This window comes from Geobacillus sp. Manikaran-105 (assembly GCF_002809955.1).
GTDB lineage: Bacteria > Bacillota > Bacilli > Bacillales > Anoxybacillaceae > Geobacillus > Geobacillus thermophilus.
In genome coordinates this window covers 1-23,317 of sequence record NZ_PIJG01000026.1, presented here as the reverse complement: position 1 = coordinate 23,317, position 23,317 = coordinate 1, and the positions used below count along the sequence as shown (strand labels likewise).

26 protein-coding genes and 1 pseudogene are annotated in these 23,317 nt (G+C 55.6%); 15 read left to right on the top strand and 12 right to left on the bottom strand.

The window, feature by feature from the left end:
- Positions 1–248 precede the first annotated feature (248 nt).
- The 3 genes from CV945_RS09305 to CV945_RS09295 all read right to left on the bottom strand — a co-directional run bounded on the left by CV945_RS09305 (position 249) and on the right by CV945_RS09295 (position 3,282).
- Positions 249–1,043, bottom strand: a complete 795-nt coding sequence (locus CV945_RS09305; protein ID WP_033011754.1) for a TIGR00266 family protein — start codon at positions 1,041–1,043, stop codon at positions 249–251.
- Positions 1,044–1,356: 313 nt separating this feature from the next.
- Positions 1,357–2,166: a yteA family sporulation protein gene (locus CV945_RS09300; RefSeq protein ID WP_100659624.1), complete on the bottom strand. Its 810-nt coding sequence runs from the start codon at positions 2,164–2,166 to the stop codon at positions 1,357–1,359.
- Between the two features lie 186 nt (positions 2,167–2,352).
- Positions 2,353–3,282, bottom strand: coding sequence for a 1,4-dihydroxy-2-naphthoate polyprenyltransferase (locus CV945_RS09295; protein ID WP_095860251.1), 930 nt, complete (start codon positions 3,280–3,282; stop codon positions 2,353–2,355).
- Positions 3,283–3,457: 175 nt separating this feature from the next.
- On the opposite strand from CV945_RS09295, the gene CV945_RS09290 reads away from it, so the two are divergent.
- The 5 genes from CV945_RS09290 (at position 3,458) to CV945_RS09270 (ending at position 9,869) form a co-directional block, all read left to right on the top strand.
- Positions 3,458–4,831 (top strand): isochorismate synthase, encoded by a 1,374-nt coding sequence (locus CV945_RS09290; RefSeq protein ID WP_094239134.1) that lies wholly within the window; start codon positions 3,458–3,460, stop codon positions 4,829–4,831.
- Entirely contained in the window at positions 4,824–6,572 is a 1,749-nt protein-coding gene (menD, locus tag CV945_RS09285) for a 2-succinyl-5-enolpyruvyl-6-hydroxy-3-cyclohexene-1-carboxylic-acid synthase (RefSeq protein WP_033009858.1), read from the top strand. Before CV945_RS09290 ends, menD begins: the two co-directional genes overlap by 8 nt.
- Position 6,573: 1 nt before the next feature.
- Positions 6,574–7,380: a 2-succinyl-6-hydroxy-2,4-cyclohexadiene-1-carboxylate synthase gene (gene menH, locus CV945_RS09280; RefSeq protein ID WP_044742321.1), complete on the top strand. Its 807-nt coding sequence runs from the start codon at positions 6,574–6,576 to the stop codon at positions 7,378–7,380.
- Positions 7,381–8,199, top strand: coding sequence for a 1,4-dihydroxy-2-naphthoyl-CoA synthase (menB, locus tag CV945_RS09275; RefSeq protein ID WP_033009854.1), 819 nt, complete (start codon positions 7,381–7,383; stop codon positions 8,197–8,199).
- A 188-nt stretch (positions 8,200–8,387) separates the two neighbouring features.
- Positions 8,388–9,869 carry an o-succinylbenzoate--CoA ligase gene (locus CV945_RS09270; protein ID WP_100659623.1) on the top strand — a complete coding sequence of 494 codons (1,482 nt, stop codon included), beginning with the start codon at positions 8,388–8,390 and terminating at the stop codon, positions 9,867–9,869.
- 31 nt (positions 9,870–9,900) lie between these two features.
- Here CV945_RS09270 and CV945_RS09265 read toward each other — a convergent pair whose 3' ends face one another.
- Together CV945_RS09265 and CV945_RS09260 are read right to left on the bottom strand one after the other, a co-directional pair.
- A complete protein-coding gene (locus CV945_RS09265; protein ID WP_033009865.1) occupies positions 9,901–10,101 on the bottom strand; it encodes a hypothetical protein in 201 nt (66 codons plus the stop codon).
- Positions 10,102–10,167: 66 nt separating this feature from the next.
- The gene (locus tag CV945_RS09260) at positions 10,168–10,329 is read right to left on the bottom strand and encodes a DUF1540 domain-containing protein (RefSeq protein WP_080729586.1); all 162 of its coding nucleotides are present in this window, start codon (positions 10,327–10,329) and stop codon (positions 10,168–10,170) included.
- Positions 10,330–10,507: 178 nt separating this feature from the next.
- Here CV945_RS09260 and CV945_RS09255 point away from each other — a divergent pair, with 178 nt between their 5' ends.
- Both CV945_RS09255 and CV945_RS09250 read left to right on the top strand, forming a co-directional pair.
- The gene (locus CV945_RS09255; protein ID WP_033009850.1) at positions 10,508–10,798 is read left to right on the top strand and encodes a DUF2325 domain-containing protein; all 291 of its coding nucleotides are present in this window, start codon (positions 10,508–10,510) and stop codon (positions 10,796–10,798) included.
- Between the two features lie 16 nt (positions 10,799–10,814).
- Positions 10,815–11,294: a hypothetical protein gene (locus CV945_RS09250; RefSeq protein WP_100659622.1), complete on the top strand. Its 480-nt coding sequence runs from the start codon at positions 10,815–10,817 to the stop codon at positions 11,292–11,294.
- Positions 11,295–11,700: 406 nt separating this feature from the next.
- Here CV945_RS09250 and CV945_RS09245 read toward each other — a convergent pair whose 3' ends face one another.
- Complete coding sequence (locus CV945_RS09245; RefSeq protein ID WP_100659621.1) at positions 11,701–12,666, bottom strand: metal ABC transporter substrate-binding protein; 966 nt, start codon at positions 12,664–12,666, stop codon at positions 11,701–11,703.
- A gap of 208 nt (positions 12,667–12,874) precedes the next feature.
- Positions 12,875–13,096 carry a membrane protein insertion efficiency factor YidD gene (gene yidD, locus CV945_RS09240; RefSeq protein WP_369806425.1) on the bottom strand — a complete coding sequence of 74 codons (222 nt, stop codon included), beginning with the start codon at positions 13,094–13,096 and terminating at the stop codon, positions 12,875–12,877.
- Positions 13,097–13,545: 449 nt separating this feature from the next.
- Between yidD and CV945_RS09230 the strand changes: the two genes are divergently transcribed.
- Entirely contained in the window at positions 13,546–14,022 is a 477-nt protein-coding gene (locus tag CV945_RS09230; protein WP_100659618.1) for an S-ribosylhomocysteine lyase, read from the top strand.
- A gap of 22 nt (positions 14,023–14,044) precedes the next feature.
- Here the strand turns inward: CV945_RS09230 and ytzI are convergent, their stop codons facing one another.
- Positions 14,045–14,203 carry a YtzI protein gene (ytzI, locus tag CV945_RS09225; protein ID WP_198518495.1) on the bottom strand — a complete coding sequence of 53 codons (159 nt, stop codon included), beginning with the start codon at positions 14,201–14,203 and terminating at the stop codon, positions 14,045–14,047.
- A gap of 151 nt (positions 14,204–14,354) precedes the next feature.
- Between ytzI and CV945_RS09220 the strand changes: the two genes are divergently transcribed.
- The 3 genes from CV945_RS09220 to ytkD all read left to right on the top strand — a co-directional run bounded on the left by CV945_RS09220 (position 14,355) and on the right by ytkD (position 15,796).
- Positions 14,355–14,795 (top strand): Dps family protein, encoded by a 441-nt coding sequence (locus CV945_RS09220; protein WP_100659616.1) that lies wholly within the window; start codon positions 14,355–14,357, stop codon positions 14,793–14,795.
- Positions 14,796–14,937: 142 nt separating this feature from the next.
- On the top strand, positions 14,938–15,270 hold the full coding sequence (locus CV945_RS09215; RefSeq protein ID WP_094239126.1) for a hydrolase: 333 nt from the start codon (positions 14,938–14,940) through the stop codon (positions 15,268–15,270).
- A 58-nt stretch (positions 15,271–15,328) separates the two neighbouring features.
- Positions 15,329–15,796, top strand: coding sequence for an RNA deprotection pyrophosphohydrolase (ytkD, locus tag CV945_RS09210; protein ID WP_100659615.1), 468 nt, complete (start codon positions 15,329–15,331; stop codon positions 15,794–15,796).
- 115 nt (positions 15,797–15,911) lie between these two features.
- Here the strand turns inward: ytkD and CV945_RS09205 are convergent, their stop codons facing one another.
- From CV945_RS09205 to CV945_RS09195, 3 genes are read right to left on the bottom strand one after another with little or no spacing between them, the layout of a single operon-like run.
- Positions 15,912–16,721, bottom strand: a complete 810-nt coding sequence (locus CV945_RS09205; protein ID WP_100659614.1) for an ABC transporter permease — start codon at positions 16,719–16,721, stop codon at positions 15,912–15,914.
- On the bottom strand, positions 16,705–17,496 hold the full coding sequence (locus CV945_RS09200; protein ID WP_100659613.1) for an ABC transporter ATP-binding protein: 792 nt from the start codon (positions 17,494–17,496) through the stop codon (positions 16,705–16,707). The genes CV945_RS09205 and CV945_RS09200 overlap by 17 nt, the downstream gene beginning before the upstream one ends.
- A gap of 15 nt (positions 17,497–17,511) precedes the next feature.
- Positions 17,512–18,519 carry an ABC transporter substrate-binding protein gene (locus CV945_RS09195; protein WP_100659612.1) on the bottom strand — a complete coding sequence of 336 codons (1,008 nt, stop codon included), beginning with the start codon at positions 18,517–18,519 and terminating at the stop codon, positions 17,512–17,514.
- A 292-nt stretch (positions 18,520–18,811) separates the two neighbouring features.
- Between CV945_RS09195 and CV945_RS09190 the strand changes: the two genes are divergently transcribed.
- The 3 genes from CV945_RS09190 to CV945_RS09180 all read left to right on the top strand — a co-directional run bounded on the left by CV945_RS09190 (position 18,812) and on the right by CV945_RS09180 (position 21,107).
- Positions 18,812–19,600 (top strand): alpha/beta hydrolase family protein, encoded by a 789-nt coding sequence (locus tag CV945_RS09190; protein WP_033009832.1) that lies wholly within the window; start codon positions 18,812–18,814, stop codon positions 19,598–19,600.
- A 68-nt stretch (positions 19,601–19,668) separates the two neighbouring features.
- On the top strand, positions 19,669–19,911 hold the full coding sequence (locus tag CV945_RS09185) for a DUF2584 domain-containing protein (RefSeq protein ID WP_033009830.1): 243 nt from the start codon (positions 19,669–19,671) through the stop codon (positions 19,909–19,911).
- Positions 19,912–20,144: 233 nt separating this feature from the next.
- Positions 20,145–21,107 (top strand): Rpn family recombination-promoting nuclease/putative transposase, encoded by a 963-nt coding sequence (locus CV945_RS09180; protein WP_100659611.1) that lies wholly within the window; start codon positions 20,145–20,147, stop codon positions 21,105–21,107.
- 272 nt (positions 21,108–21,379) lie between these two features.
- Here the strand turns inward: CV945_RS09180 and CV945_RS09175 are convergent, their stop codons facing one another.
- Positions 21,380–22,627, bottom strand: a complete 1,248-nt coding sequence (locus CV945_RS09175) for an MFS transporter (RefSeq protein WP_100659610.1) — start codon at positions 22,625–22,627, stop codon at positions 21,380–21,382.
- 510 nt (positions 22,628–23,137) lie between these two features.
- Between CV945_RS09175 and CV945_RS09170 the strand changes: the two are divergent.
- A pseudogene (locus CV945_RS09170) lies at positions 23,138–23,317 on the top strand (IS982 family transposase); the annotation flags it as partial.

Here is a 23,317-nt window from a genome sequence, read left to right as displayed (position 1 = left end):
CCATTTCCGTCTGAGCCGGTCTGAACGATCGATTCCGCCGTTTCCAAACGCCGGGCTTGGGACGGTTTCCTGTGCGGAGGCAAAACAGCGGCCAAGGAGCGACGGCTTGCAGCGGAAAGAGGTCGGATGTATGACTGTTGCCGGACTGCGGCGGCAACGGCATAAACGGAACGGGGCCGCCCTGTTGGAACGCCCCGTTTCGCGTTGGCGGAACCGGCCGGCGTTCGGTTTGAACGCCTGATTTTGTTTCAATCGTCGCCGTCTAGCCAATCGCCGATGCCGCCAAGGATGCTGCCTTCGCCGACCGACCGTCCGCCGGCGCTCGGAGCGGCGGCAAGCACGCGGTCAGCGAGCCGGCTGAACGGGAGCGACTGCACCCACACCGCCCCGGGGCCAGTGACGGTTGCCAAAAACAACCCTTCCCCGCCGAAAAAGGCGGTTTTGATGTTGCCGACGTATTCAATATCGTAGTCGACGTCCTTCGTCATGGCGACAAGGCAACCGGTGTCAATGCGCAGCTTTTCCCCCGGTTGCAGTTCGCGGCGTTGGATCGTCCCGCCCGCGTGCAAAAAGGCGAGGCCGTCGCCTTCCAGCTTTTGCATAATAAACCCTTCCCCGCCGAAAAAGCCGGCCCCGAGCTTGCGTTGAAACTCAATGCCGACGGAAACCCCTTTGGCGGCGCATAAAAACGAGTCTTTTTGGCAGATGAGTTTCTCGCCCAGTTCGCTCAAGTCGACCGGAATGATTTTTCCCGGATACGGAGCGGCAAAGGCGACGCGGCGCTTGCCGCTGCCTTGATTTGTAAACACGGTCATGAACAGACTTTCCCCGGTGAGCAGCCGTTTCCCGGCGCCGACGAGGCGGCCGAGCAGTCCTTTTCCGGCTGAGGAGCCGTCGCCAAAGACCGTTTCCATCGCGATGTCGTCTTCCATCATCATCATGGCGCCCGCTTCCGCAATGACGCTTTCGCGTGGATCGAGTTCGATCTCGACAAACTGCATGTCATCGCCGTACAGCCGGTAATCGATCTCATGGGCATTCATCGTTTCTCCTCCATCCAAAGGTTTTTGCAACATTCCGTTATGTACTACGGAATCCGCCCCTCCTCCGTTTCAAACAAGCACGGGCAACCATGTGCCCATCGTTTGGAAGGCGGCGCGAGAACCCGTGCTCGTTTGAAAACAGACTGGCCCGTTGGCGAGTTTCCCGCCATTGGAACATGAGGCGCTTGTTGTCAGCGGACCATGGCAAGGCGTGCGTCCCACGTTGGAAGTCGGCCTTTGGAGCGCGTCAAACTGAACCGGCCGCCTGGCCGCATTCCCCACTTCAAGAGGTCATCGCACGGAGGCCCTTTGTCTACGGATTGGGTTCCCCGAAGCTTTGCTGAGTCGGGCGCTCATCGTAGCGGCGATAGCTTTCGTTCACCGTATACGGGTCTTTTTCATACGCCGGCAAGTCGCCGATGTTTGACATGATGCCTTCGTCATCCAATATGTTTTCGAGCCATTCGTGCTCCCGCGTCGGATACACTTTGACATTTCGCCCGTGCAAATCGACAGCAGCGAAATTTTCCAAATCCTCGACATAGCCGACGTGCTCCTCCGATTCGGGGTATACTTCTCCGTAATAATCAACATTTTTGCCAAGGTCGGACGGCGTGTCCGATGAACCGTAGCGGGCGACTTCCTGCCAAGCGTCTTCGGCGTCATAGACGACCGATTCGTCGCGGTCGTCAAAATCGAATTTGCCAAACGGCGGCATGAGTACCCCTTCTTCGAGTGGCCGCTTTTGCGAGACGATTTGGTCCGGGCTGTGCTCCCGGCAATAAAGCGTTGTCGGCAACGCCTCAAGCCGCTCGTACGGAATCGGCTGGCCGCATGTGCGGCAAATCCCGTACGTGCCGTCATCGATGGCTTTCAGCGCCCGCTCGATCTCGCGGAATTCGCGCTCTGTATGGTCGTCCAACGCCAAATCTTTTTCCCGCTCATACAGTTCGGTCGCCTCATCGGCGGGATGGTTGTCGTAGCTTGCCAGCTCGCCGACCGCATCGTGGGCGTGGCTGCGCGTCATGCCGAAATGGTCGTTTTGATTCAGCCGGTCTTCAATGTCCCGCTTCATCTCAAGCAATGTGGAGCGGAAGGCGGCGAGTTGTTCGTTCGTCAACATCGGTTGCAACCCCTTCCTTGCAGCGTCTGTGTTGCATGGATTCAAACTTGAAAATGTCTGGAGCCTTTCAAACACAGGGATCGTTTCATCCTTCCGTTGGCGGCGAATGGTTTCGCCGCGGGAGCCTATCTATATGGTGTAGTATGGGCGAAAATCAAAAAAAAAACACGGCCGTTTCGACCGTGTTTACAGCCATTGGCCGACAAGCAAGCCGATGGCGAGCAAAAAGCCAAATTGTGTATTCGTTTGCGCTGTGGCCTTCATCGCCGGCATCATCTCCGCCGGTTTCGTTTTACCGATGAATCCGCGCGCCGCGGCCGCTGCTTTTGGCGCGCTCAGCAAGGCGAGCATCGCCCAAAACGGCACGATGCCAAACAGCACAAGCGCCACCGTCCAAAGAAACGCGGCGGCAAACATCATGGCAAGCACGCGAATCGCCCAGTCGCGGCCGACTAAAATGGCGAGCGTTTTTCGTCCTTTTTCGCGGTCGCCGTCCAAGTCGCGAATGTTGTTGGCCAGCAAAATGGCGCCGATGAAAATGGCGACCGGGATCGCCACGAGCACCGCTTCTTTGCTCACACCGCCTGTTTGGATGAAAAAGGAAATTAAAATGATCATAAAGCCCATGAAAAATCCGGCGGCGAGTTCGCCAAACGGTGTATAGGCGATCGGAACAGGACCGCCGGTGTAAAAGTAGCCGGCCGCCATGCAGACCGTTCCGACAAGCGCGAGCCACCAACTGCTTTGCGCGCAAATGTAGACGCCGATGAGCATCGCTGCCCCAAAGCAGGCAAACGCCAACGCCAGCACCGTTTTCGGCTTCAGGCCGTCACGGACGATGGCGCCGCCGATGCCGACCGATTCCGGCGAGTCAAGGCCGCGCTTGTAATCGTAATATTCGTTAAACATATTCGTCGCCGCCTGAATCAACAACGAGGCGGCCATCATGGCGACAAACAACAGCCAATTGACAGACGTTTCGCCCATCGCCAGCACCGTGCCGACGCAGACTGGCACAAACGCCGCTGTCAGCGTATGCGGACGCGTCAACCGCCAAAAGACGCGCCAGTCGCGGCGAGCCGGCGGTCGGTGGCCGATATGTGTGACTGGTTGCATATCCATTCCCCTTATATTCCTTGAAAATATGATCGGTTTCCGCTCAAAATAAGTGTAGGAAAACGTTTTAGGCGTGTCAACCCTTTCTGATAGATAAATGATTTCCTATTATATATAATGGATAATGGGAAGCAGGGGATGGAGAGGGAATTTTACGAAAGAAAGCGTGAGGATCGTGGCGATTGGATTTCAACATACACTCCAACAACAACTGCACGAATTGGCGGTGCGGGCGGCGCGGCCGTTTGTCAGCTGGACGGAATCGTTGGAAGGCGTCGATCCGGTTTCTTTTTTTATGCAAGGGCCGTCTTGCGGATTCCGCGAACGGTTTTTTTGGTCGGACCGAAGCGGCGGCACCATCTTGGTCGGCCTCGGCTCGGTGCATGCAATTGAGACGGGGGAAAAGGACGGGCGGTTTCGCGAGGTCGATGCGCGCCGCCGGCAGTGGGCCAGCCAAATCGAGCGGCATGGCGACACGGATGCGCCGCCGCTGCTGTTCGGCGGGTTTTCCTTTGATCCGCACCGGACGCCGACGGACGTATGGCGCGGGTTTTCAGCCGGAAAACTGATCGCGCCGGCTGTGCTTCTTTCGATGCGGAACGGGCAGGCGAAGCTGACCGTCACGCTGCCTGCCGGCGGTGGGGGGCGGGAAATCGAGCAGGTCGGCCGGCTGCTTGGGCGAATCGCTGCACCGCCGCTTCCGGCCCCCCTTCCCGCGCTCGTCGCGGCTCGGGAAGCAGACAGCGGACGGTGGATGGAGGCGGTCCGACAGGCGATCGCTTCGATTCGCGCCGGGGCGCTTGACAAAGTCGTGCTCGCCCGCGCCCGGCAGTTGACATTTGCCGGAACGATCGATGCTGGCTCCGTATTGGCCCGGCTTCGCGAGCAGCAGCCGTTTGCCTACTTGTTTGCCTTTGAACAAGACGGCCGCTGTTTAATCGGGGCATCGCCGGAGCAGCTCGTCCAAAAAGAGGGGGAGACGTGCCGTTCGATTTGCCTGGCGGGATCGGCGCGCCGCGGGGCGACGGTCGAAGAAGACGAACGGCTCGGCGCCTGGCTGCTTTCCGACCGGAAAAACCGCCAAGAACATCAATTTGTGGTGCGCATGATCAGCCGCTTGTTCGCCGAGGTGTGCGAGGCGGTCGAGATGCCGGACGGGCCGCAGCTTCTCAAGCTTCCTCATATTCAGCACTTATGCACGCCGGTTGTCGGCCGCGGCTGCCGGGAGCCGTCCGTGTTGCGTCTGGTGGAACGGATGCATCCGACGCCGGCGCTCGGCGGGACGCCGCGCGAACGAGCGATGGAAACGATTCGCGCCCTCGAGCCGCTCGAGCGCGGGTGGTACGCCGCTCCGATCGGCTGGGTGGACGCTTATGGTGACGGGGAATGGGCGGTCGCCATTCGGTCGGCTTTGCTTGCTGGCAGTCAAGCGTTCTTGTTTGCCGGCTGCGGCATCGTCGCCGACTCCGATCCGCAAAGCGAGTACGAGGAGACGAACGTGAAAATGGCGCCAATGTTATCGGCGTTAGGAGTGATGCACCATGACTGAGGCGTTGTCGTTGTATGTAGCCGCTTTTGTCGATGGGCTTGTGCAAGCCGGGGTGGCGGAGGCGGTCATCAGCCCCGGATCGCGCTCAACGCCGCTGGCGATGGCGATCGCCGGGCACCCCGCCCTCCGCTTTTCGATGCACATTGACGAGCGGTCAGCCGCCTTTTTCGCCCTTGGCATGGCGAAAGCGAAGCGGCGGCCGGTCGCATTGGTGTGCACCTCGGGCACGGCGGCGGCCAATTACTTGCCGGCGCTCGTCGAGGCCCACTATTCGCGCGTGCCGCTCGTCGTGCTGACGGCGGACCGGCCGCATGAACTGCGCGATGTCGGCGCGCCGCAGGCGATCGATCAGCTTCATTTATACGGCCGCTATGCAAAATGGTTTGTCGATTTGGCGCTGCCGGAAGAAGCGGAAGGGATGCTTCGCTATGCGCAGGCGATGGCGGCAAGGGCTGTTGGAGCGGCCGCTGCTGCGCCGGCCGGGCCGGTGCATGTCAATTTGCCGTTCCGCGAGCCGCTTGTTCCGGAAATTGACGATGGCGTCTGGGAGCGCGTGCAGGCGCTTAAAGGGGCGCCGCGTGTGGTGAACGGCCGGCCGACGGTTTCTGATGAAAGCGCGGCCGGCCTGTATAAAGAGCTCGCCGCGGCTCAACGCGGGCTGATCATCTGCGGGCCGCTCGACCGGCCCGGTTTCGCCGAGGCGGTCACCGCGCTCGCGCGGGCGCTCGATGTTCCGATTCTCGCCGATCCGCTGTCGCAGTTGCGCGCCGGCGCGCACGACAAAACGTATGTCATTGACAGCTATGACGCGATTTTAAAAGACGAGGCAATCGCGTCCAAGCTTGTGCCCGATGTCGTGCTCCGCTTCGGCGCCATGCCGGTGTCCAAGCCGCTGTTGTTATGGCTGAAGCGGCATCGCTCGATCCGCCAAATCGTCGTCGATGACGGCGGCTGGCGCGACCCGACGCTGTCGGCCGCCTGCATGGTGCAAAGCGACGAAACAGCGTTGTGCCGGCAGCTGTTGCGTGTGGCCGAACCGAAAGCGGCCTCAAGCCCCTGGTCGGCGGCATGGCGGGAAATGAACGACATCGCCCGCACCGTGTTGCGGCAGCACTTGCCAGAAACCGAATGGTTTGAAGGGAAGGTGTTCGTCGAGCTTGCCGAATTGTTGCCGCCGGACGCGTTGCTGTATATCGGCAACAGCATGCCAATCCGCGACGCCGATACGTTTTTCTGGTCGACGGACAAGCCGCTCCGCGTGCTTGCCAACCGCGGCGCCAACGGCATTGACGGCGTCGTCTCGAGCGCCTTGGGGGCCGGCGCCGCCGCGGGGCCGCTTGCGCTCGTGATCGGCGATTTGTCGTTTTACCACGATTTGAACGGGCTGCTGGCAGCGAAAATGCACGGATTGCAGGCGACGATTGTGCTGTTGAACAACAACGGCGGCGGCATTTTCTCCTTTTTGCCGCAGGCGCGTCATGAAGGGCCGTTTGAAACGCTGTTTGGCACGCCGACCGGTTTGTCGTTTTCCGATGCCGTTGGGATGTACGGCGGACGGCACGCAACGCCGCGTACGTGGGACGAATTTCGCCGTCAAGTGGCGGAATCGTTTGAAGCAGGCGGGCTTCATGTTGTCGAAGTGCGCACGTCGCGCGCGGAAAATGTCCAAATGCATCGTTTTTTGTGGGAACGTGTTTCCCAGGAAATCGCGAAATTTCTCGAACATAAAGGAATGGTTTGATGTGGAGCTGAATGGGGTTCGTTACCATGTGGAACAATATGGCGAAGGGGAGCCGCTTTTATTGTTGCACGGGTTTACCGGCAGCGCGGACACATGGCGGCCGCTCCACCCGTTTTGGCGGAGGTTCCGCCTGATTGCGGCGGACTTGCTTGGGCACGGGCGGACGGAAGCGCCAAAGGACGCCCGGCGGTATCGGATCGAACGCGCCGCCGCCGACTTGGCGGCGTTGCTTGATAAGCTTGGCGTCGAGAAAGCGAACGTGGTCGGCTACTCGATGGGCGGGCGGCTGGCGTTGACTTTCGCCATGTTGCATCCGCACCGCGTCCGCCGCCTTGTGCTGGAGAGCAGTTCGCCGGGGCTGCAGACGGATGCGGAGCGGCGCGCCCGGCGAGAGGCGGATGAGGCGCTTGCGCAGCGGATCGAGCAGGAAGGGGTGCGTGCGTTCGTCGACCATTGGGAGCGTCTTCCGCTTTTTTTCACGCAACAGGCGCTTCCGGCGTCTGTAAGGGCGGCGGTCCGCCGTGAGCGGCTTCGCCATACGGCTGAAGGGCTTGCCAACAGCTTGCGCGGGATGGGAACCGGCGTGCAGCCGTCTTGGTGGGAGCGGCTTAGGGAACTTGACATGCCCGTGCTTCTTGTTTGCGGGGAGCGTGATGAAAAGTTTTGCCGCATCGCCGCCCGCATGCATGAGCGGCTGCCCAACAGCAGGTTCGTCTGCGTTCCGGGAGCCGGACATGCAATTCACGTGGAACAGCCCGGTGTTTTTGCTACAATAGTAAGTGAATTCATGACAAAGGGGGAAGTGTAAATGCCGTTTGAATGGGTGAAGCAGTATGACTATGAGGACATTATTTACGAAACGTACAACGGCATCGCCAAAATTACGATCAACCGTCCGGAAGTACATAACGCGTTTCGGCCGAAAACGGTGAATGAGATGATCGACGCGTTCACAAAAGCGCGCGACGATTCGAATATCGGCGTCATCATTTTGACCGGCGCGGGCGGAAAAGCATTCTGCTCGGGCGGCGACCAAAAAGTGCGCGGCCATGGGGGATATGTCGGCGAGGACGAAATTCCGCGCCTCAATGTGCTCGATTTGCAACGGCTCATTCGCGTCATTCCGAAACCGGTCATCGCGATGGTCGCCGGCTATGCCATCGGCGGCGGCCATGTGCTCCACGTCGTCTGCGACTTGACGATTGCGGCCGACAACGCGATTTTCGGCCAAACGGGGCCAAAGGTCGGCAGTTTTGACGGCGGTTATGGTGCCGGCTATTTAGCGCGCATCGTCGGCCATAAAAAAGCGCGGGAAATTTGGTATTTGTGCCGCCAGTACAACGCCCAAGAAGCGCTCGAGATGGGGCTTGTGAACAAAGTCGTGCCGCTCGAGCAGCTGGAAGAAGAAACGGTCAAATGGGCGCAAGAAATTTTGGAGAAAAGCCCGACCGCCATTCGCTTCTTAAAAGCGGCGTTCAACGCCGATTCCGACGGCCTGGCCGGCATTCAGCAGCTTGCGGGCGATGCGACGCTTCTATTCTATACGACGGAAGAGGCGAAAGAAGGAATGCGGGCGTTCAAGGAAAAACGGAAGCCGGACTTCGGCCAGTTCCCGCGTTTCCCGTGAGAACGGACCAAGCAGCTTGATGCCGCATCAAGCTGCTTTTTCGCATCTCGCTGCCAGCGGGGCACATAAGGAAGGAACAACCTCGCCCCGGAACAGGATGTTTCCACAGCGGCGGGTGTTTTTTGGCGGGAGCGGCGGCGCCTTGTGCGATGGGCCGGCACGCCAAACGGCCGAAAGGAGGAGAACGCATGACCACAATGCCAAACTGGCTGAAGCAGCGGGCGTTTTTAACCCCGGAGCGGACGGCCGTTCGCGATCGAGAGCGGGCGAAAACGTTTGCTGAACTGTACGAAGCGTCGGCGTCATGGGCGCGCCGCCTCGCCGCAGCGGGCGTTCGGGAAGGCGACATCGTCGCCGTTTTGATGAAAAACCGCATCGAGATGATCGAGATCGTCCATGCCTTGTTTTTGCTCGGCGCCCGCGCCTTGCTGCAAAACGTGCGCCTCACGTCTTATGAGCTCGGCTGGCAGCTCGATGACAGCGGCGCGCGCTTTGTCATTGCCGATGAGGAACTGGCCGGGCGCCTTGGCGGCGACGGACGGGTGATGACGACGAGCGCGCTCGCCGCGCTTTCGGAAGCGGACGTTCTGCTCAAGGAAACGCTCGAGTTGGACGAGACGGCGACGATTATGTACACATCCGGAACGACCGGCACCCCGAAAGGCGTGCTGCAAACGTACGGCAACCACTGGTGGAGCGCGGTCGGCTCGGCGCTCAATCTCGGGTTGCACGAAGGCGACTGCTGGCTTGCGGCCGTGCCGCTGTTTCACATCAGCGGCCTGTCGATCGCCATGCGCAGTGTCATTTACGGCATGCCGATGTACATTCAGCCGTCATTTGACCCAAAGGAAGCGAACGCCTTGATTATGAACGGAACGGTGACGATCATGTCGGTGGTAGCCGCCATGCTGCAACGGATGGTGGCGGAGCTTGGGGAAGCGCGCTATCCGGATACGTTCCGCTGCATGCTGCTTGGCGGCGGGCCGGCGCCGCGCCCACTGCTTGAGACGTGCAAGGAAAAAGGCATTCCGGTGTACCAGACGTACGGGATGACGGAGACGTCATCGCAAATTGTGACGCTGGCGCCCGAATACAGCCTGACGAAACTCGGCTCCGCCGGCAAGCCGCTCTTTCCGGCCGAGCTATGCATTATGCAAGACGGAAAACAAGCTGCGCCGTATGAAGCTGGGGAAATTGTCGTCAAAGGACCGAACGTGACGAAAGGATACTTGCACCGCCCCGAGGCGACGGAACGGGCGATCCGCGGCGGCTGGTTTTACACCGGGGATATCGGCTATGTCGACGAAGACGGATTTTTGTATGTGCTCGACCGCCGCTCCGATCTCATTATTTCCGGCGGGGAAAACGTCTATCCGGCCGAAATCGAAGCGGTGCTGCTGTCGCACCCCGATGTCGAAGAAGCCGGCGTGACCGGCATCGACGATGACACATGGGGGCAAGTGCCGTGTGCCTTTGTAGTGCTGAAAAAAGGCGCCGCGGCTGATGAGCATGGGCTGAAGCAGTTTTGCCGCGAGCGGCTCGCCAAATACAAAGTGCCGGCGCGCATTTATTTCGTCGACGCGCTGCCGCGCAATGCGGCGCAAAAACTATTGCGCCGCGAATTGAAAACGTTGATTCCGGAAGCAGAAAAGCGAGCGTCCCGTCTTTAAGCAGGGCGCTCGCTTCGTCTGTTTGCCCGCCTTACACGTCATCATCCGTCCATCCGATCTCAGCCGCTCGATAAGCGACAAGCCGTTTCAAATCCGGCGGCAGCGTCTCGAACGAACCGAATTCGTACTCCCACAAATTGGCGAACGAGTCGATGCAACGCGGGGACGCCATCGGGCGAGTCCGCTTCAGTTCCTTTTGGAACGCTTGAATGAGACTGGCGCGCTTGTCCACCGTCATCCCCCTCTAACGATGCAAGCGCCGCCCGCAACGCCGGGCAGCGCTTTATTTGCTGAATCGTTACGCTTCATTGGAAGGAGTAAACGTTTTGCAGTCCGTTTCCGACGAATCAGACGCCATGTTTCCGGCATGGCTGACGACGTAAATCGCATCAGCGCTGCAACGGTTCCCTTCCGCCCAATAATGGCAGTTGCGCACTTCACACAAAACGTCTTTGGCCATGGATGGATCCCCCTTGTCGTGATGAAATCGCCGGCACTACTAGTTTGGCGGTTGCGGCGAAATTTATGAGCGAAGCTGCCGCAATTTTTAAATGAAAATATCTATCATTATCATTGACATAGAAAATCATTCTCAATTAAAATGAAAGCAGAGAGAACCGAAAGAGGAGGATGGCGCTATGGCATCGCTGCTTGTCGTTGGAGCTGACCACTTAGGCCATATTACGGATAAATTGGCGGATTCCGGGTTCCGCGAAATCATTCATGTGAGCGGCCGGAAAGTGAACATGGTGAAGCGCGGCATTCCGGAACATGTGGACGCTGTCTTGGTGATGACCGATTACATCAACCACAACTTGTCAAAAAAAGTAAAAGAGAAGGCGAAAAGCAAAGACAAGCCCATTTATTTTGTCAAGCGGTCGTGGAGCTCGATTCACGCTGTGCTCGAGCAGCTTGAAAAACATGCGTAAAACGGGGGGAGGCCATGTGAGCGCCGCATGTCACCACGCTTTGCCTGAGCGTCCTTGTGCGGTCGGCGCCTTTCTTCGACGCGTGGTCGAAGCGTATTGCCAAACCGCCCCTTCGCTACGCTCGCCGTTTTCGCTGCTGCACGCCATTGAGCGGCATCGTCCGCTTCTGCTTCGGGCCGCGTTCCCATCGCCGCTTCATTACGGCCTTGTGCTGGCGAAAGTGACGGACCATTTGCTCGAGTTTTTTGGGCCGGAGGAACGGGAGGAGACCCCGCTGTTGTTGGCTGGCGGGGAAGAACGGGAAGCGGCGCGGCTGTATATCGTCTACTGCGACCGGGTCCGCGTGCTGCTCTGGCGGGACGAAGAGGACGAAATCCGGCGCTGCAAGGAACAAGTGCCGCTTTTATGCCGGGAGGCGGTCGGATTTTGCCCGTGCGAATTGGAATGCTGCTTTTTATGGACGGTCGGCCGCCGCATCGAATGGATTTCTGCTTGAACGGATGCGGAGGGACAATGTATAATCATAAATTGAGAATGAAAATCGTTATTTTGATTGACGGCGGAAGCGAAGGAAGGGGAGCGCCTGTTTAACGGGAAAGGGAATTGCTTACGCTGCCATGGGGGCGAGTATTGTCCTATTTGTGAACTACCCGCCACCTACGCTTCGCTTGGAGGTGGGGCTTCAAGCGACTTGTGCGTGTTCGCCGAACGGTAAGCCACACACAAGAACCCTTTACGCTTCCCTTCGTTCCGAAGGTGTCCGTTCTAACAGATTTTATCCTATTCGTTGGCTAACGCCAACCGACATTCATCTCCCACTTTCATTTGACTTAGAAGTGGGGGACTTCTTTCGAAAAGATGTTAAAAAACCCCGCCCAAATGGCCAGGGCGGGGGCAGGGGATTAACGAAGCGCCTGTTCGATTGTTTTGATATTTTCTTTCATCAAGTCGAAGTAATCGCGTTGCTGCTTTCGGTTTTCATCGGTCAGCGATTCGAGATTGTGCAAATATAAAGCTTTGGCACCGATCTCGCGTTGAATGACTTCTGCGGTTTTCACCGGGATGTTCCGCTCGAAAAGAACGTAGCGGATATGGTGGTGTTTGGCGAGATCGACGAGCGCAACGAGTTCTTTTTGCGACGGCTCGTTCGTCGGCGATAGCCCGGAAACGCTCAGCTGGCGGAGGCCGTAGCGGTCTTCCCAATAGCCGTAGGCGGCGTGGGCGACGAGCATCTCTTTTTTGGGCGCTTTTTCGATGACGGAGCGGAACTGCCCGTCAAGGCGCTCGAGTTTGGCTTTTAACGCTGCAAAGTTTTGGTTGAACTGTTCCTTTTTTTCAGGGTTCAGTTCAACGAGCAAATCGCGGATGTTCTCGGCGACCGCAATCGAGCGGATCGGGTCGAGCCAGACGTGCGGGTCTTTGTCTCCATGGTCATGCTCATGTTCTTCCCCGTGTTCGTCTTGGTGCTCTTCCTCATGCCCCTCTTCGTGGTTTGATTCAAGCAATTCGATGCCGTTTGTGGCCGCAAGAAATTGGACATGCTCATTTTGTAATGTTTCCTTCAGCTTTTCGGCGAACGGCTCCATCCCGTGGCCGATGTAAAGGAACGCGTCCGCCCCGGCGATTTGCTCGATCGTTTTCGTCGTCGGTTCGAACGTATGGGCTTCCGCGCCCGGCGGATAAATGCTTTTCACCTCAACAAGATCGCCGCCGATCTTTTTCGTGAAGTCTTCCAACGGATAGACGGTCGTGTAAATCGTCAGGCGATCGTTTGACGTCCCGGTCTCGTTCTCCGGTTTCGATTGGCAACCATATAGCAAGGCGCTTGCCGTTAAAAGCAAGGATAGAAGGATGGGTGCAGCTCTCATGGTCGACTCCTTTCTGGAATGGGGATAGGCGTTTTTATTATATCGTAATCATTACGATTTGAAAATGATGAAGCACGGCCGGTTTCCCTGACCCTTGACCGAAAGTTTGTTCATCTGTTTTGCCTCCTTTATGTATGAAAATAGTAATCATTACGATTTAACATGATCCATCATACAAAAAAAGAAAGCCGAAGGCAAGAGGCTTTCGTTATGTTTTTCGTTTCGGACGCCGGGCCGGCTCGGGAACAGGGTCGAAGCCGCCCGGATGGAACGGGTGGCATTTCAAAATGCGCTTGACCGTCAGCCATCCCCCTTTGAGCGCGCCAAAGCGCCGAATCGCTTCGATGCCGTAGCTTGAACAGGTGGGGGAAAAGCGGCATGTCGGCGGTTTGAGCGGGGAGAGAAACCGCTGGTAAAAGCGGATGAGCATAATGAGCAGTTTGGCCAACCGAAACCATTCCTTTCTAGCTTGACTATCTTTAGCATAGGACAAATCATTCCGCCGTTCAAGAAAAAGGGATGCTTCGTGCCGCGCGGAAGCAAAGCAGGTGAAACACAGTTCGGCCTCCAACTGGATCAAGTTAGCCAGAAAAGTCCTATGGGCAGCAGTTTTTCCTCCGTCCGGGCACGAAACGGGCGTTTTCGCGGAAACGTTGCATGGGCAGCGTTTTGCCCTCCACCTAGGCATGAAAATGGTTCATCAAGGCGCATGCATTTTCGCGGAAAACGTTTCCCGCTTGGGGCTTGGGAACGGCCGGCTTGGCGCCGCCTTTTTGCGGCAGCCGCCGCAAACGGGACGGGCGGCAGGCAAAAAAGGTGCGGGACAGGCGCCGTTTTGGTTATGATAAAAACGAAAACAACTGACGAGGAGTGATGGGCATGCCTTCCCCTGTGGAAAGCTTTGAATTGGACCATTGCGCGGTCAAAGCGCCGTACGTTCGGCATTGCGGCGTTCACAAAGTCGGCAGCGACGGCGTCGTCAATAAGTTTGACATTCGCTTTTGCCAGCCGAACAAAGAAGCGATGGACCCGGCCGCGATTCATACGCTCGAACATTTGTTGGCGTATACGCTGCGCCGACATGCGGCGAAATATGATCATTTCGATATTATCGACATCTCGCCGATGGGCTGCCAAACTGGGTTTTATCTTGTCGTGAGCGGCTCGCCGACCGTGGACGAGATCATTGATTTGCTTGAAGAGGCGATGAAAGACGCTTTGAACGCGACCGAGGTGCCGGCGGCGACGGAGCGGCAATGCGGCCAGGCGAAGCTCCATGACTTAGAGGCGGCGAAAAACTTGATGCGCTTTTGGCTGGCGCAAGACAAAAACGAGCTGAAAAAGGTGTTTGGCTGACAAACAAGCCGGCCCCAAGCCGCTAGTGAGGCTGTTTCGGGCCGTCTTGTTGTTTGCCGTCTTGTTCCCCAGGAAGCGGGTCCACCGTATGCTCGTACTTGTACGCTTTCGAGGTGGTGACGACCGCCGCCGCCAAAATGACGGCCGCAATGATGAGACAAACGGCTAACGTCCAGTACATGATGACGCCTTCCTTTTTTTCTTTCCATTATAGCATACAAAAAGGCCAGCCACTCATATTTCCACCGCAATCGGGCAAGCTATCCATCGACACCGTTCGGTTGTTTCACGAGCGGACAAGTTGGGTAAGTGAACGATAGGGAGGAATGGACATGGCCAAACCGTTAACCGACATTGTGAACAAACAAATCGCCAACTGGACTGTTTTGTACGTGAAATTGCACAACTACCATTGGTACGTCACCGGCCCGCAGTTTTTCACGCTTCACGAAAAGTTTGAGCAGCTGTACAACGAAGCGGCCGGCCATATTGATGCGCTCGCTGAGCGGCTGCTGGCGTTGGGCGGAAAGCCGGTGGCGACGATGAAAGACTGCCTCGAGCAGGCGTCCGTCAAAGAAGCGACCGGGACGGAGACGGCCGAGCAGATGGTCGCCGCCATTGCCGGCGACTTTGAGACGATGACCGGCGAGCTGAAAGAAGGCATGCAGCTGGCGGATGAAGTGAACGATGAAACGACGGGGGATATGCTGCTTGGCATTCATCGCAGCTTGGAAAAACACGTCTGGATGTTGAAATCGTTCTTAGGACGATAAGAATAAGGAGGCTGTCCTCAGGCCGGGGGACGGCCTTTTGCTTCGTCCAAGGCGATCGAGCTGTTGAAAGATGAAATAAAATGAGCATAGTTTTCCCCGATTGCCCCACACTAAGCAAAAAGAGCAGAAGGAGTGAACGAAGGTGGCAGACGAACGGAAAAAGACGTATTACGTGTCGATGGCAACCGGGGAAATTTCCCAATTGAAAACCGCGTCGCCGTGGGACTTTCAAATCGAGGCGACTGATGAGGAAATCGCCCGCCTGCGCGAGTATTTCGACCAGAACTACTCGACCGACTGGCAGGCGTTTTGGCGCGCCCACGTGCCGTATATTCAATACCATTACGACCGGGAAAACGATGCGTACGACCGGACGATGGTCGACATTTACAAAATGATTTATGAGCTCGGCAACGACGAAGCGAAAGCACACATCCGCTCGATGGGCATTCTTCCGGACGAAAAAGAAGAGTAAACGCCGCGAGTCGAGCGGCGTTTTTCTGTATAATGGGGAGAGGAAAGGAGAGAGTCCGATGCATGAATTTCGCGATTATTACGGACATCGCGTTCGGCTGGCCTTTGCGGATCATCCGTTTTCCCCCTCCCCCGGGCATGTATGGGTCATTTGCCGCTATGGCGGGCGATGGCTGTTGACGGATCATCCGCGCCGCGGCCTTGAGTTTCCCGGCGGCAAGGTGGAAGAAGGGGAAACAGCGGCGGAAGCCGCGGCCCGCGAAGTGATGGAAGAAACGGGGGGAATCGTCGGCCGGCTTGAATACATCGGCCAATATAAAGTGGAGCCGGATATCGTGAAAAACATGTATTTTGCCGACATCGCTGCGCTCGTCGAGCGGGGGTCGTATTTGGAAACGAACGGCCCGGTGCTGCTTGAGGAGCTGCCGGATGACATCCGCGCCGATCAGCGTTTCAGCTATTTCATGAAAGATGACGTGCTTTCACTGGCGCTTGCCAAGTTGAAACAGCGCGGGCTGATCGATTGAAAAGGGGCGCTGATCGGCGGCTCCCGAAGATGGGCTTCCCAAAAGCGGCGGATGCCGGCTCATTGGGACGACAGGAATGAAACGAGACGCCCGGCAACATTCGGCGAGCGTCCCGCTAGCGGCGGTTTCCCCATTTTTTTTCGATCAAGGCGACAAGCTGATACATCCCTGTAGACAACAAGGCGACAATGAGCAGGCTCATCAACACAAGGGTGAAGTTGAACACTTGGAAGCCGTAAATGATTAAATACCCAAGCCCTTGCTTGGAGATGAGAAACTCGCCGGTGATGACGCCGACCCAAGCGAGGCCGACGTTCACTTTCAACGTCGAAATGATCGCCGGGAACGACGCCGGCAGCACCGCCTCTTGAAAGCATTGGTAGCGGGTGGCGCCGAACGTCCGCAGCACTTTCAAATAGTTCGGATCAACTTCTTGGAACGCCGAATAGACGACAATCGTTGTGATGATGACCGAAATGACGACGCCCATGGCGATAATCGACGTAAATCCCGGCCCAAGCGCGACGATCAAAATCGGCCCGAGGGCGACTTTCGGCATGGCGTTGAAGACGACCAAATATGGATCGAGCGTTTTCGCCAGGCGCGGAAACCACCAGAGGACCGCGCCGATGAGCGCCCCGCCGGCGGTGCCGATCAGAAAGCCGAGCAACGTTTCAAACAATGTCGCCCACGTGTGGACAAACAGCGAATGATCGCCGAGTTTTTCGCCAAACAGCTTGGCGATGGCGGAGGGCGAACTGAATAGGAGCGGATCGACCCAATGGAAGCGGCTCGCCGCTTCCCAGACGGCGAAAAAGGCGACAAGTAGCGCCGTCTGCCAAAGGCGGATCACTCGCCGCTCTTTGCGCAATGCGGCGAGGTATTCACGGTGCAGCGATTCGATGCGATCATGGAGCAGCTTCAAGGTCCTCCATCTCCTTCCAAATGGATTGGAACAATGGCGAAAACGCCGGATGCCGGCGGGCGGCAAGCGGCGGACGGCCGCGCAGTTCATCTGGGATGACAAACGTCCGCACAAGGCGGCCGGGGCGCGGCGAAAACAAGAAAATGCGGTCGCTCATGGCGATGGCTTCTTCGATGTCATGGGTGACGAGCACCGCTGTTTTTTCGTATTGTTTTAACGTCTTCCAAACGAGTTCTTCCAGTTTCAGCTTTGTTTGTTGATCGAGGGCGGAAAACGGTTCATCAAGCAAAAGCAGCTTCGGGTCGGTCGCCAACGTGCGCACGAGCGCCGCACGCTGGCGCATGCCGCCGGACAGCTGGCTCGGGTAATACGACTCGACGCCGCCAAGGCCGATCTCCGCCAGCAGAGCGAGCGCCCGTTCTTTGGTTTGAGCAGTTAGCGTTCTAGTCATTTTTAAGCCGAGAAGGATGTTTTCTTCGATTGTTTTCCATGGGAATAGGTAGTCTTGCTGAAGCATGTAGCCGACCGCGCGCCGCGCCGTCGGCGCGGCCATTCCGCTCGGCCAAATCGGTTGGCCTTCGATGTGGACCGCCCCTTCCGTCGGTTCAATCAGCCCAGCGATGATGGACAAAAGCGTCGTTTTGCCGCAGCCGCTTGGGCCGAGAAAGGAGACAAATTCTCCTTTCTCGACGGACAGCGACACATCAACAAGCGCGGTGACGGCGTTCGTTTTCGTCAAATACGTGTGCGAAAGGCGGTCGATCGAAAGAAACATTCCGTTCACCCGCTTTCATTGCGTGTTCATCGCGTTTTTGGCAAACGACGAATCGACAAGCGTGTTTAGATCGATGCGCTTCGGCAGCTCGCCGGCTTCGGCCATAATGGTTTGCAAGTTGTTCCATTCTTCTTCATCCAAAATCGGATCGGTCGCGTATGTGCCTTGGCTTTTGTATCGGTCGACGACTTGTTCAATCAAAGCCAAATCGGTGTCTTTGAAATACGGCTGGATGGCATTCGCCACCTCGGCGGCGCTGTGCGAGTCGACCCATTGCTGCGCCTTATAGATGGCTCTTGTGAATGTTTCAATCACGTCTTTATGCTCTTTCATATAGCTTTGTTTCGCCATGTACGATGTGTACGGGACGCGTCCGGACTCCATGCCGAACGAAGCGACGATATAGCCTTTTCCTTCTTGTTCGAAAAGGCTCGCCGTCGGCTCAAACAGCTGGACGAAATCGCCCGTCCCGCTCGCAAAGGCGTTGGCGATGTTGGCGAAATCGACGTTTTGGATCAGCTTCAAATCCCGATGCGGGTCAATGCCGTGCTTTTTCAGCACATATTCGCCGACCATCTGCGGCATGCCGCCTTTCCGTTGACCGAGGAACGTGCTTCCTTTCAACATCTCCCACGTAAAGTGGTCGATTTTTTTGCGGGAAACGAGAAACGTCCCGTCGGTTTGCGTGAGCTGCGCGAAATTGATGACGGGATCGTCCGTCCCTTGTGCATACACATAAATGGATGTTTCCGAACCGACCAACGCGATGTCCGCGCCCCCGGAAAGAAGCGTCGTCATCGTTTTGTCGCCGCCCCATGTCGTCGTCAGCTCGACATCGAGCCCCTCTTCCTTGAAGAACCCTTTCGCCAAGGCGACGTACTGCGGCGCGTAAAAAATCGAACGCGTCACTTCGGCGAGGCGCACAGTTTTAAGCGGTTTTTTTCCTTCGTCGGCGCCGTTGCTGCAGGCAGCGAGCGGCAAAAGGAGAAGAAGCGAACACAACCATGCGATCCATTTTTTCATGCGGCTTACCCCCTTTTCGTCCACGTGCGGTGAACATTGGTTTCACCTTATCGTATGCAGGAGGGAAAAAGGTGTGAATGCCTAGAAAAAATAGGCGGTCGGCCGAGAACAGGTGGCGGTCGGGCCGTTCCTCGCGCTCGAGGGCTTTTTCAAGTTGATGCTCTTCCAAGGGGCGGCATGCAAGAGCGGCGAGGCAGTCGGACATCTCCACTTGCCCTAATGAAAGAAGGCGTTGGGGGATGATGACGGGTGGTTCGCATCATCTAGTTTCGCGTAGGAAGGAGGCGGGCGTATGGACGGGGACATCATCGACCAATACCGGTTTCCGTCGCCGCACCCGGGCATCGAGGTGTTCGTTGTCACCTATATGTCCCAAGGGCTGAAGGTGAAAGGGTTTTTCGCGGTGCCGAAAGGAAACGGCGTGTACGACGGGTTTTTATATTTGCGCGGCGGGATCAAAAACGTCGGGCAGGTGCGAGTGCCGCGCCTCATCGAGTTCGCGTCGCGCGGATTTGCCGTCTTCGCCCCGCTTTACCGCGGCAACGGAGGCGGGGAAGGGAACGAAGATTTCGCCGGCGACGATCGCTATGACGCATTTGCCGGGTTTGAGCTTCTTCGCCGCCACCCGCTCGTCCACCCGGGGCGCGTCCATCTGTTCGGCTTCTCGCGCGGCGGGGCGATGGCGCTTCATGCCGCCCTTATGGCGGAAAAGGTCTGTTCAGTCGCAGTTTGGGGAGGGGTGACCGATATGGCGCTTACGTATCAAGAGAGGCCAGACTTGCGGCGGATGATGAAGCGCGTCATCGGCGGGACGCCGAACAAATGCCCGGAGCGCTATCGGCACCGCACGCCGCTCTACCATTTGGAGCGGCTCAAGGCCCCGGTGCTCATCATCCACGGCGGACGTGATGAGAACGTATCGATTGAGCACGCTTGGCGGCTGGAACGGCGGTTGAAGCAGCTCGGCAAACCGGTGACCGCATGGTACTTCCCCACGTTCACCCACTATTTTCCGCCGCCAGCCAACCGCAAGACGGTGCAAAGGCTTACACAATGGATGAAACAACAGCCGACGGTGTGATACGATACGAGTAGAAAGGCGGCGCGGCCGCCAACGAATCGATGGGCAGCCAAGGAGGTTGAAATCATATGGGCATGCCGATGGAAGTGCAGACGGTCATTGTGACCAAAGGGAAGGAACAGCGCGTTCAAGGAAATGTGTTTGTGCTGGAAAAAGACGGATACCGCTTGTATCCGCTCGACGTGCCGCTTGAAGTGCGCCGGACCGTACAAAGCGAAGCGAGCGGCATCGCGGTCGTGAAAAAGCTCGAGTGGGAAGACAACCGGACGACGGTGACGTACGAGCTCGTCAGCCTGTATTCGACGAATTGAATGCGGGAGACCGCGGAGCCGCACCGAATGGGGCGGCCGACTAAGCGGGGAATGGGAGCGCAAACGGAAGAACGGTTTGCGCTCCCTGTTTTGGAAGCGAGGGAAAACTAGGCCGCTTGCCCCGATTCCGGCCGTAACAGCGAAACGGATGAAAAAGTTCGGGGAAAAGCAGGAGTTGGGCCGGAAGAAAGCGAATAGGATGCAATGAATTTGATAACGCAAGGAGGGAAAACGTGGCCAAACAGCGAATCGATCACGACCGGTTGTTCAAGGAGCTGCTGTCGACGTTTTTCGAAGACTTTTTGCTTCTTTTCTTTCCTGACGTGTACGAGCACATCGACGTTCACCATCTCTCTTTCCTCTCCGAAGAGCTGTTCACCGACGTGACAGCCGGGGAGAAGCACCGCGTCGACTTGTTGGTCGAAACAAAGGTAAAAGGGGAAGACGGGCTCGTCATCGTTCACGTCGAACATCAAAGCTATAAGCAGCGGACGTTCCCCGAGCGAATGTTCCTCTACTTCAGCCGCTTGTTTCAAAAACACCGCCGCCGCATCCTCCCGATTGCCATCTTCAGCTACGACGAACGCCACGACGAACCTTCCTCATTGATGATTCAATTTCCATTTTTGACGGTTCTTGACTTCCGCTTTCTGACGGTGGAACTGCGCAAACTGCCGTGGCGCGAGTACATCCGCCGTGACAATCCGGTTGCCGCCGCCTTGTTAAGCAAAATGGGGTATAATGAAAGCGAGAAGGTGGAAGTGAAAAAGGAGTTTTTGCGCATGCTAGTCCGCCTCGAGCTCGATGAGGCGAAGCAGCGGCTGTTGTTTGGGTTTTTTGAAACGTATTTGCGGTTGTCCGAAGCGGAGGAAATCCAACTGCGAAACGAGGTGAGCCAAATGGAGACGAAGGAAGCGAAACAAGTGATGGAGCTCATCATCTCATACGAACAGCGGGGAATCGAGAAAGGCATTCAACAAGGAGTCAAACAAGGAATCGAACAAGGGTTGAAACAAGGAATAAAGCAAGGGATGAAGCAAGGGATGAAGCAAGGGATTGAACAGGGACGTCAAAAAGGGATCGAGGAAGGGAAAATCGACATCGCGAAGAAAATGTTGGCGAAAGGGTACGATGTCGACACGGTCCACGAGCTGACCGGGCTGCCGGCGGAAAAGATTGAACAGCTGAAGAAGTAAACCCGCCTTCGCATTGTCGTCGACCCCCAATCGTGCAAAAACCCCGGGGGATCGACGACAATCATTTTATGCGTTCGAACCTTACGGCCATCGAGGGTAAAGTCTATTGACAGAATTTGTCGGCGACGTTCATCGTCCCGATTGGCGTTTTGATTCTAATGTTGAAAAGGCAGGGGCGCAAACAATCCTTCGGTTTGCACTCTGCCATATGATTAAGCAAGACTGATTCCTTTGCTTTGTTCTGAAATAAAGTGATCATTTACAGAGGGAGCTCACAAAATAGTTCCCGTGATTTCTCCTTTTTGGTTCTCCTTATAACTCCAGATTTTTCGCTGACGATAACTGATCCAGCCGCTGATCAAAAAGCAGCAAACAGACAAATAAAATGAAAAACGAATCCCGTAAACATCGGCGATAAAGCTCATTAACAATGTGGAAATTCCGAATGTTACGGAACTAATGACTCCCTGCACGGAAAAAACATGAGGCAGAGCGTCCATCCGGGCATTTTTTTGCAGAATCGTCTGAAGGCAAATCACCTTCCATTGTTCGATGATCCCGTACAGGGCGGAATACAGAAGCGCCAGCGCACCGTGCGTCGTTGTGCCAAATAACAGTGTGACAATAGCGATACAAAACGGGCCAAACAATACAAAAAATTGCTGATTTTTTTCAACCGATTGACTAAACTTAACGCTTAACAATCCCCCTATCACCATGCCGCCAAAGAAAACAGAGTTAATATATCCCCACCATTCCTCTCCTACATGTAATTGTTCTTTCACATACATATAAAGGATGGCCGAAATCCAGACCCCATTTCCGATTCCTTCAAAAAATGACATGAAGCTAATCGATTTAGCGTGCACATTTCTCCACGTGTATTCCCATCCTAGACTGATCGAAAGGAGAAAGTTCTTTAGGCCTTTGCCTTGAGCCGTCTTCTTCTTTGTATGTTCTTGTATATGCAACAGAAACATGAGAATGCTTGAGACGACATAGAACAATAAGGTGATATTGATTAAAAGGAACGGCGACCCTACACTGACAATCAAACTCCCAATCGGCCATGCGCTAAGTTTGATGAATTGGTCTAACGTGTTTACAAAACTGTTGGCTTTCAAGATTTCCTCCTTGGAAACGATAAAAGGAACGAGGGAGTTTTTAATCGGATTATTGATCCCGTCTAAAAAAGCGATCAATGATACAAAAACGTAAACGATCGCAATGTGATGTTCCGCACCCCATTGCAAAAACAGCGAGAGAAAAAGCAGCAGAAATGTTTTACACAGTTGTCCGTAGGACAATAACGTTTTTAGTTTATATTTTTCGAAAAATATCGGTGCGACGATTCCACTAATAAATAACGACAATGTAACGAAAAAAGGGACTAAGGCGGCAGCCATGGCTTTCGATGTCAAATGATATAGGCAAGAGACAACGGAAACAATGTAGAACACATCTCCGAAATTCGCGAAAGATTGTCCGATCCAAAGGAAATGAAATGGTTTCTTTTTCATGACCTCAATCCTCTCTTTGATCATCGAAACGATTGGTAATGGAATCGTAAACACGAACCAAAAGCCAGCTCTTCAGTTTTTGATAAAACGAGCTTTTTGTCGCGCCCCTAAGCGAGGAGGCGAAAGAAAGCGGATGGATTTTCAACAATTTCCTAAAGGCGAATGGATATACTGAAGCAATGGAAGCCTCCCCCTTATTCTGTTTAGAGTCCATTTTTATTCCTATGGTGCTGGTTGAGCATCAGCGCTCAACTAGCACCACAGGTATAGAATAATTTTATTTTTTTGATTGTTTTAATTATACATTTTTTTGTTAAAATGGCAATGAATACAAATAGAAGGAGGTGTTATTCCATGAATAAAAAGCATGTCGAAAATATTAAACGTTATGTTGAACATTATTTAAAAAACCCGTGGTGCTAGATAAACTCAAGCAAGCATAAAAATAGCCCTTGCCTGCGGATCTCCTTAAAATGAAAGTGCGACCTACCATTCGAAAGGAGAATCCCCATGCAAGAGCACTTTCATTTTACTACAGATCGGGCCAAGATTCAAAAGCAATATGCATCCATTTTCTTTTTTGTTTCTGCCCAACTTTCATGCATTCAGGTGCATCTTCATCGTCGAAATCGCCATTTGGTCAAGCAAGAGGACGCTGTCATCATCGCCATTCATCTTTTAGGAAAGCTG